11 protein-coding genes are annotated in these 12726 nt (G+C 40.9%); 5 read left to right on the plus strand and 6 right to left on the minus strand.

All coding sequences use genetic code 11. The features are described from left to right. Position 1 precedes the first annotated feature (1 nt). The 3 genes from RB215_RS16555 to RB215_RS16565 form a co-directional block, all read right to left on the minus strand. Positions 2 to 1165 (minus strand): efflux RND transporter periplasmic adaptor subunit, encoded by a 1164-nt coding sequence (locus RB215_RS16555; RefSeq protein ID WP_309217192.1) that lies wholly within the window; start codon positions 1163 to 1165, stop codon positions 2 to 4. Between the two features lie 889 nt (positions 1166 to 2054). Next, positions 2055 to 3356 carry a hemolysin family protein gene (locus RB215_RS16560; protein ID WP_309217193.1) on the minus strand — a complete coding sequence of 434 codons (1302 nt, stop codon included), beginning with the start codon at positions 3354 to 3356 and terminating at the stop codon, positions 2055 to 2057. Positions 3357 to 3498: 142 nt separating this feature from the next. Further along, a complete protein-coding gene (locus tag RB215_RS16565) occupies positions 3499 to 4608 on the minus strand; it encodes an arginase family protein (RefSeq protein WP_058374934.1) in 1110 nt (369 codons plus the stop codon). A gap of 417 nt (positions 4609 to 5025) precedes the next feature. Between RB215_RS16565 and udp the strand changes: the two genes are divergently transcribed. Further along, positions 5026 to 5784: a uridine phosphorylase gene (udp, locus tag RB215_RS16570; RefSeq protein WP_011329945.1), complete on the plus strand. Its 759-nt coding sequence runs from the start codon at positions 5026 to 5028 to the stop codon at positions 5782 to 5784. A 30-nt stretch (positions 5785 to 5814) separates the two neighbouring features. Here the strand turns inward: udp and cdd are convergent, their stop codons facing one another. Beyond that, a complete protein-coding gene (gene cdd / locus RB215_RS16575) occupies positions 5815 to 6744 on the minus strand; it encodes a cytidine deaminase (protein WP_011329944.1) in 930 nt (309 codons plus the stop codon). A 120-nt stretch (positions 6745 to 6864) separates the two neighbouring features. After that, complete coding sequence (gene ppc, locus RB215_RS16580) at positions 6865 to 9510, minus strand: phosphoenolpyruvate carboxylase (RefSeq protein ID WP_182677989.1); 2646 nt, start codon at positions 9508 to 9510, stop codon at positions 6865 to 6867. Between the two features lie 120 nt (positions 9511 to 9630). On the opposite strand from ppc, the gene RB215_RS16585 reads away from it, so the two are divergent. From RB215_RS16585 to RB215_RS16600, 4 genes are all read left to right on the plus strand, one after another. Further along, positions 9631 to 10029, plus strand: a complete 399-nt coding sequence (locus tag RB215_RS16585) for a DUF393 domain-containing protein (RefSeq protein ID WP_309217194.1) — start codon at positions 9631 to 9633, stop codon at positions 10027 to 10029. Further along, on the plus strand, positions 10026 to 10760 hold the full coding sequence (locus tag RB215_RS16590) for an SDR family oxidoreductase (RefSeq protein ID WP_309217195.1): 735 nt from the start codon (positions 10026 to 10028) through the stop codon (positions 10758 to 10760). The genes RB215_RS16585 and RB215_RS16590 overlap by 4 nt, the downstream gene beginning before the upstream one ends. A gap of 52 nt (positions 10761 to 10812) precedes the next feature. Further along, complete coding sequence (locus RB215_RS16595) at positions 10813 to 11421, plus strand: flavin reductase family protein (protein WP_197182874.1); 609 nt, start codon at positions 10813 to 10815, stop codon at positions 11419 to 11421. 123 nt (positions 11422 to 11544) lie between these two features. Continuing rightward, positions 11545 to 12207 carry a DsbA family oxidoreductase gene (locus RB215_RS16600; RefSeq protein ID WP_011329938.1) on the plus strand — a complete coding sequence of 221 codons (663 nt, stop codon included), beginning with the start codon at positions 11545 to 11547 and terminating at the stop codon, positions 12205 to 12207. A 123-nt stretch (positions 12208 to 12330) separates the two neighbouring features. Here RB215_RS16600 and RB215_RS16605 read toward each other — a convergent pair whose 3' ends face one another. Continuing rightward, entirely contained in the window at positions 12331 to 12609 is a 279-nt protein-coding gene (locus RB215_RS16605; protein WP_011329937.1) for a peptidylprolyl isomerase, read from the minus strand. Positions 12610 to 12726: the final 117 nt, after the last annotated feature.

The following is a 12726-nucleotide window of genomic DNA, read 5'->3' on the forward strand; positions in this document are numbered from 1 at the left end:
GTTATTGCGCTTGAGTGGCTAAAGGTGTTGCTTCAGTGACAATCACTGGCGCGCCAGGACGAATTTTTTGTAAGCCTTCAACAATTAACTTATCACCAGCAGATAAACCTTTAGTCACTAACCAGTTCGAACCTATTGTTCTATCAACTTCTAGTACTCGGCTCTCTACTGTATTATTTTCACTTACCACCATAGCCGTTGGCTGGCCTTTGGAATTACGCGTTACACCACGCTGCGGAACCAAAACAGCATTTTCTTGAACCCCTTCAACAATAGATGCACGGGCATACATACCCGGTAAAAGTAGTTTCTCAGGGTTAGAAAATTTAGCTCGCAATGTTACCGAACCCGTACTTGGATTAACCGTTACTTCTGAAAACTGTAAGGTGCCCTTATGCGGATAAACCGAACCGTCTTCCATATAAAGCTCAACCTCGGTTTGAATATCTGCATCAACACTTAACGAGCCCGACGACAACGCTTTTTTAAGCTTGGTTAACTCATTACTCGATTGTGTTAAATCAACATAAATTGGATCAAGCTGCGTGACTGTTGCCAATGCCATTGCTTGATTAGCACTTACCAAAGCACCAACAGTCACACTCGATTTACTAATTTGACCACTAATAGGCGATGCCACATGGCTGTAATCTAAATTAATTTGTGCAGCCTGTAATTGCGCTTTCGCAGTAAGTAGCTCAGCCTTTGCCTGTTTAGCAGTTGCATCTGCTTCGTCAAAGTCTTGCTGACTTACAGCTTTAATTGCCAATAACTCTTTATAACGCGCAGCTTTTGATTTACTGCTGGCAATACTCGCCTCAGCACGGGCTACAGCTGCTTCACTTGCTGCAAGCTCAGCTTCAAAAATGGCTGGATTTATTTGATATAGCGCTTGGCCTTTTTCTACTTGCGTACCTTCTGTAAACAAACGAGATTGCACAATACCGCTAACTTGAGGACGAATTTCTGCTATTTGATATGCACTTACACGCCCTGGTAATTCTTGTTTAAGTGTAAGTGTTTGGCTTTTTATCGTAACTACACCTACTGGAGTGCCTTGAGAAGCAGTAGCTTTAGGTTGCTCAGCAGCCTGATCACAACCAGTTAAAACGACAGAACCAACGAGGGCCGAAAATACCAATAGCGCGATGCGGGAACGCTGCATATTAAATTACCTTTTAACTTGAATTTAAACTTTAGAATGAACGTTCATTCTAAATTATTTACATGCACTTTCCAATGCTAATTAAGAATTATTTTTAACTAGATTTAATACTGTAAACATATGTAAATTTGGTTGACTAAAGCGACTATTTGCTTACAGTCAAAACTCCCCGAGGGCATTGGGTAAAGCCCAAATAGGGCTGAATTCAGCGTGGTTATGCTTTGAATGGTGATTGGTATAGACATTTAGTTGAGCTGCATAGAACGATAAACGGTCAGTCAAGAATTGTGATGTATGAAGTCAAGATTTGACCCCTTCGATTCTCTTTCAAGCCATTCGATAACATAAAATGCTGATAATAATAATTGGCAAGATATTTTACTGTGTCGGATGGCGCTTCGCTTATCCGACCTACATTCGGTGCTTCCTTAGGTAATCGATAATACAAAACGCTAATGTTAATTGAGGCTGCTTTTTTCGTTGGGCTTCGCTGCGCTCAAACCAACCTACCTCAATCAACGTCAAAAGGTAGGTTGGTTAAGCCGAAGGCGCCACCCAACAAAGTTTCAAATTAACGCCTTGAAGGTCCGTTCATGGCACTTTCTAGCAATTCGATAACATAAAATGCTGATAATAATAATTGGCAAGATATTTTACTGTGTCGGATGGCGCTTCGCTTATCCGACCTACATTCGGTACTTTTTAGGTAATCGATAATACAAAACGCTAATGTTAATTGAGGCTGCCTTTTTTCGTTGAGCTTCGCTGCGCTCAAACCAACCTAAGTAAAAACACCTTAAAATAATAAAATAAGGTGTTTTTACTTTGTGATTTTGACTGTTTACTTGCTACTTTTTACTTGCTAATAGCGAGCTAACTTAGTTTGTACTTAGCTTTGCGGTGGCTCTAGCGTGGGTACTATTTTTGATACCAGTAACTGCTCAACCCGAATGCCTTCAACATCGACCACTTCAAATTTAAAGCCGGCGTATTGAATATATTCTGCACGTTTTGGAATACGCTTCATGGTATAAATTAAATATCCGGCCACGGTTTCGTAATGACTTTGATGAGGAAACTCATCAATATCAAGTACTTTAGCCAGCTCAACTATGGGGGTTAAACCATCAACTAACCAGGAGTTTTGGTCGCGCTCAACTATTAACTCATCATCGCTGTGAGTAATTAAGTCGCCCATAAAGCCTTTCATTAAATCTTTTACTGTTACTATGCCTACTACTAATGCGTATTCGTTAACTACCACAGCAAAAGGCTGTACGGCTGTTTTAAACGCATTTAATGCCTCTGATAAACTGAGGGTTTCGGGCAGATAAAAAATATCTTTTTCGAGCATTTCGCTATTAATATTCGCTGCATCGCCTTTAAGTACTTGGCGTAAAATATCTTTTGATTCTACAGAGCCGATTAACTTATCTAAATTATCGTTACACACTAAAAAGTGATTATGTGGATGCTCTATTATTTTGTTAGCAATATCATGGCTCGACTCATTAATATCAAAATAAACTATTTGGTCGCGCGGCGACATCACACTCGATATAAAGCGCGCTTCTAGGTCAAATACGTTACCGATTAAATCGTATTCTTGTTGCTGTAGGCTGCCGTATTCTGCACCAGCATCCATCATGGCAACAATGTCTTCTGTGGTTACAATATCTTCGCGCTCGCTTGGTACTTTAAAAATACGCAAAATAATATTTGTTAAACCATTAAAAAATAATACCAAGGGCGTTAAGGCATAGGTAACCCAGCGCATTATTGTTACCACGCGCACAGCAACGGCCTCTGGCAAAATCATTGCCAAACGTTTAGGTAGTAAATCTGCAAATAAAATAAACAGTGAAGTAATGGTTAAAAACGACAGTAAAAAACTAATTTGTGCCAGTAATGGGCCTTGATAAAAAAACTGCAAAACATTTTGCACATAAGGCGAAAGTGCTTGCTCACCCACAATGCCGCCTAATATAGCAATAGCATTAAGGGTTATTTGGATCATGGCAAAAAATGCCCCAGGTTGTTCTTGTAGCTTTAATACTGCCGCTGCTTGAACATTGCCCTCATCAGCCATTACTCTTAATTTTATTTTACGCGATGCTGCAATCGCAATTTCCGACATTGCAAACAACGCACTGATCAAGATTAATAAGCCAATCCCGACTAAATCACCCATTTATAGCTCCAATAAAATACGCTTTTATAGCAAAAGCAGCTGGATTATAGTCGCTTTTTTAAACGGGGCAATTTAAATTTAATATTTATTAAAAGGCTTTTATTATCAATACAATAAGCAGGCCTTTCGACCTGCTTTAAGATTACTTGTTCATCGCACTAATCAAAAACGCCGAAATTTTAGCGCCTTCTCGTAAGGTGGTTTCTGAACTTGACTGCCCTACTAGCGAGCTGTCGGTAAAAGGCGCAATTTCCATCATATCGGCACCGGTGATCGGAAATTCATCGGCTATGGCTGATAAAATATCCAGTGCGTGCTGTGGCGTTAAGCCGTTTGCCTCTGGTGTGCCTGTTGCAGAGGCAAATTTTTCATCAAGGGCGTCAATATCAAAGCTAACATACACTTCGTCAACGTTGTCGGCTTTAAGCTGGGCAATGGCATCTGCGGCAACGGCTGCTGCACCGCGCTCTATAATTTCATGCGCCCAATGTTGTTTAACACCAAAGGTGCTTTCCCAATGCTCTTTCGGTTTACCGCTTGAACGAATACCAAATTGAATTAAATGATGTGGCGCAGGTAAAAACTCTAAAATATGCGTACACCAAGAGCCAAAACATAAATCAATGCCTAAGCGCTCAACCAATAGGTCGGTATGGGCATCAAAGTGAATAATTGCGGTACGCTTGCCTTGTGCGCGCTTAGCTTTTAAATACGCTTTTGTTAATGGGTAACTAATTGAATGATCGCCGCCAATACCAAAAATGCCTTTATTTTCAAATGTTGCATAAAAGCTGTCGCATACATCTTCAGTGATCGACAGTGGGCTAACGTAATAGTCGTTATTTTCGTTGCCGTATAATGCTTTTTGACAATTGGTTATAGTGGCTTTGTTTAAGTATTTATCATGTAATAAATGAGGAATAACGCGTACGTCGCCTAAATCGAATGAGCGGCACTGAGGTTGCTGATCGAGTAATGCTGAGCGTAAAAATAACGGCCCCCAGTTTGCGCCACGTAAAATACCGCCGCCACAATCTGAGCTAATACCTAGCATAACCGCTTTATGCGGCGAATTGGGTAACTCGTTAAGCGACTCACGCCATAATGGGCCAATGTTTTCGGTTTGCCCATAAAGCTTATTTCTTAATGCAGCTTTGCGCTCTTTTGCAGTGTTAACTGTATATACACCATCACCTGGTGCGCACAAACAATGCTCAATTTTGCTTTTAAATTCCTGAAATTCGGTGCTCATGGTAAACCCTTATAAATCTATATGTTTTGCGTGGTACTGATTAGTTATGCAAAATTGCTAATATTTAAATACTAACAATAACATTAGTACTGCTTGCTAAAAGCAAACTAACGTTAAATTAGCCTTGCTTCACTAATGTATATACCATCCAAAAAATAACAACTAACCATATGAATAAAAACAACTTAGTGTAAATGTGCCTGTTGTTTATGATAATTTACTCATTACTTTAGACGATCAATATAATGTCTGCCTATACAAGTCAACCGCCTCATTTTACGGGTAATTTTAATATATGCTTGAATATTCAATGTGGGTGAATAAATCAAAACAAATCAACACGGACATACGTCCTGTACTAAACAAACAATTATAGTAATGATGCTAAATTGATAGTAATTTTATAAAGGCTTAGTTATGGAAAAGGTATTTCACTTAGGGTTATGTATTGACGATCTTAAAGGTGCAAAACTGGCTATTGTTCCGGGCGATCCGGATCGTGCTGCACGTATTTCGCAATTTTTAGATAACCCAACTTGCCTGGCTAAAACGCGTGAATTTCATGTTTATTTAGGTGAGCTTAATGGCCATTCTGTGGTTATATGCTCTACCGGTATTGGCGGTCCATCGACGTCGATTGCCGTTGAAGAATTAGCCCAACTTGGCGTGCACAGCTTTTTGCGTATTGGTACTACTGGCGCAATTCAACCACACATTAACGAAGGCGATATTTTAATTAGCCAAGCCTCTGTGCGTTTAGATGGTGCAAGCCAGCATTTTGCGCCGCTTAGCTACCCTGCGGTATCTGACTTTTTTGCTACCCAAGCTATGGTTAAAGCCTGTGAAAACCTTAATATCGATTTTCATATTGGTATTACTGCATCAAGCGACACATTTTACCCAGGGCAAGAGCGTTACGATACGCACTCTGGTTATGTGCCAAAGTCGTTACAAGGCAGCTGCGAAGAGTGGCAAAAATTGGGTGTGATGAACTACGAAATGGAATCGGCAACCTTATTTACTATGTGTGCGGCACTTGGTTTACAAGCAGCGTGCGTAGCCGGTGTATTAGTTAATCGTACTCGCCAAGAAATTCCTAATGTTGACCACGGCGAAATTGAAAGAAAATCAGTTGCGGTAGTATTAGAAGCAGCTAAAGTACTGCTCGCTAAGTAACAGTACTTTTTAGTGTGTCAGTTTGCCAAGTTACTCACTTAATGGCGCACTAATTAGCTCAAGTGGTGGCAAGTTTACAAAGCTTGCTAGCACTGCTTGAGCCACTCCTGCTTGGTTTTCATGACCAGCGGTTTCTAACAGTGTTATTCCCTTTACGGTATGTTGATCAAAACTCAAACCGGCTAAAAACAACTGACTTAATGCACTTTGCAATGGCGATAAGCTAGGGCTGTATGCAGCGTTTTCTGCGTAACTGCCATAAAAGTCACCGTTGTTAAACGTAGTGATTTTTACTGCGCTGTAGTTTTGGCTATACGGTACATAAGCTGCTAACGCATAGGCTGCCAGCTGTTGCTCTACTTCAGTATTGTTAAATGAGCGAGCCTGCGGGGCTGGATTAAATAAGCTGTACTGATTGCCTAAATCGGTGGGGCCAAACGAATGCGGTAACAAGTCTGCAAGTTTAAATTGCTGCTCGGGCAGTAAAATATCAAATTCACGCGCATCAGCTAATTCATTCATAAACTGGCGGCAATAACCACAAGGTGCGTCACTAATCGCTATTTTTAGTATTTTTTTCGCGCCATTTAACCAAGCATTATTAATTGCAGACTGCTCTGCGTGCACCACTAAACTAAGTGCTTGGCGGTTAAACTCGGCATTAGCACCAAAGTAAAAATTAACCTCGCCGCTTTCATCAAGTGCTTTAACGATTGCACCTACATGAAAGTTCGATACGGGTGCTACCGCAAACTCAGACGCTAAAGGCACTAAACCTTGTAATAAGGCGTCGTTTGTTACATTAAGTTGCGCGCATAGTTGGTTAATATTATTTGCGTTTAAAATACCGCGCTGGGTTTTTAATTGGCTACGTAAAGCCTGTGTTTGCGCTACGCTTAAAGAGATGTGGGTATTACTTAGTGCGGTGTTTGCTTGTACTAAAAAGGTTGCAGAAGCCATAATATAATTTTTGTTATTCAATGGCTAAGTAGTTTAAAAGGTTAGCGCATAAAATGCCAGCGCATATGCATAAAATAAGGGGTTACGGCGCTGCGCAACCCCCTTGTTTTTATTTAGCTATTAACCAGTATTGCGCATACCTGCTGCTATGCCGGTCATGGTGATCATTAACGCGTTATCTATATCGCCTTCACTGCCGTTGTCGCTTGAGCGCGCACGGCGAAGTAACTCTACCTGCAACACATTAAGCGGATCGGTATAAGGGTTACGCAGCGCAATTGACTCTTTGATCCATGGCTGATCGGCCAATAAGCTTTTTTGCGGGCTAAGCGACTGTACTAAACTAATCGCTTCAGCGAGCTCTTTGCGCAAAGTAACACCGAGTGGTTTGTACATATCTTCCACCAGCGCGTTATCGTAATGCTCACTTAACCAGCTGTCGGCCTTACTAAATACCATTTCGAGCATTTCTAGGCGCGATCTAAAAAATGGCCATTGTAAGCTCATTTCTTGCAAGGTTTCAACGCCGTATTTTGCCAATGCCGCTTGTAATCCTGTTAATGCGCCTAACCATGCTGGCAGCATTAAACGATTTTGGCTCCATGCAAAAATCCATGGTATTGCCCGCAAACTTTCGACCCCACCTGTAGGGTTGCGTTTTGCAGGGCGCGAGCCAAGCGGCAGTTTAGAAAGCTCAAGCTCTGGGGTTGCCATTCTAAAATAAGGTACAAAGTTTTCATCGTGGCGTACCACGTTACGATAATGCTCGCACGACTCTTCGCTGATCAAAGCCATTACTTCGCGCCATTGTGGTTTAGGCTCTGGCGGTGGTAATAAATTACTTTGCAGTACAGCGCCGGCGTAAATATTTAAGCTTTGTAGCGCAACATCGGGTAAACCAAATTTAAAGCGGATCATCTCGCCTTGCTCGGTTACTCGCAGTCCGCCTTTTAATGACCCCGGTGGTTGTGAATGTAGGGCTTGTGCAGCGGGTGCGCCACCTCGCCCTACCGTACCTCCACGGCCATGAAATAACACCAGCTCTATGCCGCGTTTGTCGGCTAACTGTACTAGCTTATCCATTGCTTCGTACTGCGCCCAACCAGCTGCCATCATACCGGCGTCTTTTGCTGAGTCTGAGTAACCTATCATAACGTTTTGGGTGTTGTTAATTTGGCCTCTGTACCAGTCATTATCCAACAAAGTAGTAATAACATTGTGGCCATCATTTAAATCATCTAAGGTTTCAAATAACGGCGCAACCGGTAGTTTAAAACTACAACCGCTTTCTTTTAACAGCAATTGTACCGCTAAAATATCGGAGGCTGTGCGCGCCATCGAAATAATATATAAGCCAAATGTTTGCTCGTCTTGCTGTGCAATCACGTCAAAGGTGTCGAGTACTTCTTGTACCTCTGGGCTTGGCTGCCAACGCTTAGGTATTAGCGGCCTGCGCGAGTTAAGCTCAGTGAGTAAAAAGGCTTGTTTGTCTTGCTCTTGCCATTGGTTGTAATCGCCTAAACCTAAGTAACGCGTAAGCTCTGAAAACACATCACCATGGCGCGATGAATCTTGGCGTACATCTAATTTAGCTAACCGCAAACCAAAACTATTAATACGATGTAATACATCCAGTAATAGGCCATCAGCAACTACTTTCATATTGCATTTTAATAGCGAGCGATAGCACACCTCAATTGGATGTTTTATTTGGTTTATATCGGTAATTAAGTCTTGGGCTTCGCTGCGCTGATTTTTTATTTTTGCGCCTAAATGCATTACGGTTTCTAACACTTGGTTTTTAAGTGTTTTAATCACGCAGCGATAAGGTTCAAATTCTTGCCCCGCAAGGGCTATTAGCTCATCACTGGCATCAGACATCGACAGCTCTGTACTTAGCGTTTCTAGATCGCGGCCATATAAGTCCAGTGCCATCCAACGACCATGATCAAGCACCTCTTTGGTTACTTGTGCGGTTACATAAGGGTTGCCGTCACGATCTCCGCCCATCCACGAGGTAAACTCTATTGGGCTGTAGTTTATTGGTAACTCTAAGCTTAAATGCTCTTTTACATGCTGGCTAAACTCACGTAAAAAACGCGGCACTGCATGCCACAAGCTATTTTCAATCACCGCGTAGCCCCATTTTGCTTCATCAACAGGGGTGGGTCGCGAGCGACGAATATCGTCGGTGTGCCATGCTTGGCTAATTAACTGCGCAATACGGTTTAAAATAGCCTCGCGCTCTTGTGCTAAGTTATCAGTTCGCTCCAATGAAGCTAAGCAATCACTTAACTCAACGTGCTTATTAATAATTGTGCGGCGTGTTACTTCTGTAGGGTGCGCGGTTAGCACCAAGTTTATGTGGAGTTTTGAGAGTGTGTCGGCCAAATGATTGTGATTAAGTTGGCCATTATTTGCTTTAGTTGCTAACGTTTTTAATGTTTGAGTGAGAGGATTTAGCTGGCAAAAGCCAACATCATTAAAACGCGAAACGGTATGAAACTGCTCTGCAACATTGGCAAGGTTTAAAAAATGATTAAATGAACGGGCAACCGGTAACAGCTCTTCATCGCTGAGCGCATGTAATACTTTTATTAGTGTTTTACGGTCGTTTTCGTTGCCACTGCGAGATGACTTTGATAAAGCTCTTATTTCTTCTACTTTATCTAAAATTGCTTGGCCTTGGGCATCTTTAATTGTTTGCCCTAATAATTGGCCTAGTAAATTTACATTGCCTCGCAAGGCGGCATATTGTTCACTCATTTCTCAGTCTCCTTTGTTTCATGGAGCACTATTAATATCACTATGTGCGGTTATTTAATAGATCCATTTGCAATGGTGTGTCGTAAAAAAGCATATGTAAAATAATTACAAAGCAATAACATGATCATTTTTTACGATGCTAACTGCCCATTGTGTAACGCCGAAATGCAACATTTAAAGCGTGCTGACATTAATAATAAAATAATATTAGAGGACCTTAATGCCACTGACTTTAATACGCGTTTTCCTAATGTAGATAAAAGTAAAGCTATGGCGTTATTACACGCAAGAATGCCATCAGGAATAATGATCTATGGCCTTGATGTAACCTACCAAGCATGGAAAACAGTAGGTAAATATCCTTGGTTGAAGATTATTCGCTTGCCCATAATTCGATTTTTTGCTGATTGCACATACACTTTTTTTGCTAAGTATCGCCAGCCTATAAGTCGTTTTTTAATGCCAAACTCACAGTGTAAAAATAATCAATGCAAAACCAAAAGTGCAGGTGATAAATGAAAACTATTGTTTTATTTGGCGCAAGTAGCGCAATTGCACAAGCTTATATAGCGCATTTAAATAACCAAGTAACCCAGTACCATATTGTTTGCGTAAGCGCAGCCGCGCACAAGGCGCAGTACAATAACCTAAATAATATAACGCAACTGCAAAGCGATTATTCAAAGCAAAGCTTAAACAATGTTACCACTACACTACAAAACCAGCAGGCTGATTTACATCAGGTAATTATTTTTAATGGCCTTTTACATAATCAGCAACACATGCCAGAAAAAAAACTAGAGGACATTAACAGCGATTATTTTAATCAACTATTGCAAGTTAATGCGCTTACACCCCTGCTCTGCCTGCAAAGTGTATTACCATTATTAACACCTAAAACTCACTGCACTATTACCGCATTAAGCGCCCGGGTTGGCAGCATAAACGACAATAAACTTGGCGGCTGGTATACCTATCGTGCATCAAAAGCGGCGCTTAATATGTTATTTAAAACTGCCGCCGTGGAGCTGGCAAGGCGCGCTAAAAACACTAAGCTCATTTTATTTCATCCCGGTACTACCGACACTGAGCTGTCTAAGCCTTTTCAAAAAAATATACCACCAAACAAGCTTTTTACTGCTGCGTTTGTAGCGCAGCAATTATTTGAACTGACTAACAACAACCCTAATTTAGAACTTAACGGTGAACCCGCCTACCTAGATTGGCAAGGCATCACTATTTCATGGTAGGTATTTCATGGGAGGTATTCCATGGTAAGTATTTCATAGTAAGGATTTTTTAATGCATTTTACTAAAGCGCGCATTGCAGCACTTGAAAAACACACGCGTACCCACTTTATAAACTCGTTGTCGGGCTTTAAAAGCGCTAACTTAATTGGCACTCAAGACAGCCAAGGCAATACTAACTTATCGATTGTTAGCTCTGTTATTCATTTAGGTGCGCACCCGCCATTAATTGGTATGATAATGCGCCCCCATAGCGTACCCCGTCACACTTTCGAAAATATTTTAGCAACCGGTGTTTATACTATTAATCATGTTAATAGTGCTATTTATCAGCAAGCACATCAAACCTCGGCGCGTTATGATAAAAACGAATCAGAGTTTGCTGCCACCGGCTTAACTGCTGAGTATTTAAATGAATTTAGTGCCCCATTTGTACAACAAAGCCGCTTAAAATATGCGGTAAAATACATTGAACATCAGCATTTAGCAGTCAATGGTACTGAGCTTGTGATTGGCGAAATAATGGACGTATATTTAGACGAAGCAGCACTGCAAAGCGATGGCTTTTTAGACTTACAGGCCATAGATACGGTAGCTATAAGCGGGCTCGACAGCTACCACAGCACTAATAAACTAATGCGCCTGCCTTATGCAAAAAAGTAATCAGGCTGCGCATACATTATTTGCAGCTTTTAATACACTGTAGAGTAATCATGATTGATAAACCGCAATTAATCCCAATATACTCACTATATTCGCTTTACCGCTTTGCCCTAAGGGAAAATAATGAAAACGCTTAAAATTGATATTGTGTCGGATGTAATGTGCCCATGGTGCATTATTGGTTATAAAAATCTTGAAAAAGCACTCAGTGAATTACACGGTGAAATAAACGCAGAAATTAGCTGGAAACCGTTTGAGCTTAACCCAAATATGCCGCCTGAAGGCCAAGACTTAAATGAACATTTAACGCAAAAGTACGGCTTAACACCAGAGCAAAGCAAAGATAACCGCCAACGTTTAATAGACGCCGGAAAAGATGCCGACTTCACGTTTAACTTTGACGATAAGCGAATGATAATAAACAGCTTTGATTGTCATCGTTTATTAGCATGGGCTGCCACTTTAAATAAGCAAACCGAGCTAAAACTGGCTTTATTTAAAGCGCATTTTTCTGACTTAGTGAATTTAAACGAGCAATCCGCTTTGCTTGATATTGTTGCAAGTGTTGGCCTTGATACAGACCGTGCTCAAGAAATTTTAGCCGGTGGTGAGTTTTTTCAAGAAGTGCGCAGCCAGCAAAGTGACATACAGCAAATGGGTATTACCACTGTGCCTACTTTTATCATAAATGAGCAATACGCCCTTACCGGCGGACAACCTAGCGCTGCATTTGTGCAAGCTTTTAAGCAAATAACTGAAGAAGAAGCACAGCAAAACGCTGAGTAATTAAACTCTGAATTAAAGAATTTAAAAAGGCTGCAATGTGCAGCCTTTTCTTTTAATTTAATTTAATTTAATTTAAAGTATTAAGCCTGTTAAACTGCACTTAATACATGCACTTAAAGAATATTAAGTACGGTAAAGCACTTTAATCACATGCCAGCCAAATTTAGTTTTAACTAAATGCGGCTCTAAAATAGCGCCATTAAACGCAATTTTGTCGAACTGTGGCACCATTTGCCCACGTCTAAATTCACCTAAATCGCCACCTTTTTTACCCGACGGACACGACGAATACTTTTTAGCTAAGGTTTGAAATTTTGCACCTTTACCTAATTGCGTAATAATATCTTCTGCAATTTCTTTATGTTTTACCAGTATATGCAGTGCGTGCGCTGTATTTGCCATGTGAAAGCCTTGTAATATCGGTTAAATTTAAACGCCGCGATTTTAGCACAGCTAGTTAAATCAGGCAGCTACTATAGTGCTTCATTGATGTGTTGAGTGCGCTCAAAAAAAACCAGC

Source organism: Pseudoalteromonas sp. HL-AS2, assembly GCF_031198805.1.
Taxonomy (GTDB): domain Bacteria; phylum Pseudomonadota; class Gammaproteobacteria; order Enterobacterales; family Alteromonadaceae; genus Pseudoalteromonas; species Pseudoalteromonas nigrifaciens.

Excerpts from the sequence above, each read along its gene's own strand:
- RB215_RS16555 (WP_309217192.1), bottom strand. The coding sequence starts at position 1,165 with ATGCAGCGTTCCCGCATCGCGCTATTGGTATTTTCGGCCCTCGTTGGT.
- RB215_RS16560 (WP_309217193.1), bottom strand. The coding sequence starts at position 3,356 with ATGGGTGATTTAGTCGGGATTGGCTTATTAATCTTGATCAGTGCGTTG.
- RB215_RS16565 (WP_058374934.1), bottom strand. The coding sequence starts at position 4,608 with ATGAGCACCGAATTTCAGGAATTTAAAAGCAAAATTGAGCATTGTTTG.
- udp (WP_011329945.1), top strand. The coding sequence starts at position 5,026 with ATGGAAAAGGTATTTCACTTAGGGTTATGTATTGACGATCTTAAAGGT.
- cdd (WP_011329944.1), bottom strand. The coding sequence starts at position 6,744 with ATGGCTTCTGCAACCTTTTTAGTACAAGCAAACACCGCACTAAGTAAT.
- ppc (WP_182677989.1), bottom strand. The coding sequence starts at position 9,510 with ATGAGTGAACAATATGCCGCCTTGCGAGGCAATGTAAATTTACTAGGC.
- RB215_RS16585 (WP_309217194.1), top strand. The coding sequence starts at position 9,631 with ATGATCATTTTTTACGATGCTAACTGCCCATTGTGTAACGCCGAAATG.
- RB215_RS16590 (WP_309217195.1), top strand. The coding sequence starts at position 10,026 with ATGAAAACTATTGTTTTATTTGGCGCAAGTAGCGCAATTGCACAAGCT.
- RB215_RS16595 (WP_197182874.1), top strand. The coding sequence starts at position 10,813 with ATGCATTTTACTAAAGCGCGCATTGCAGCACTTGAAAAACACACGCGT.
- RB215_RS16600 (WP_011329938.1), top strand. The coding sequence starts at position 11,545 with ATGAAAACGCTTAAAATTGATATTGTGTCGGATGTAATGTGCCCATGG.
- RB215_RS16605 (WP_011329937.1), bottom strand. The coding sequence starts at position 12,609 with ATGGCAAATACAGCGCACGCACTGCATATACTGGTAAAACATAAAGAA.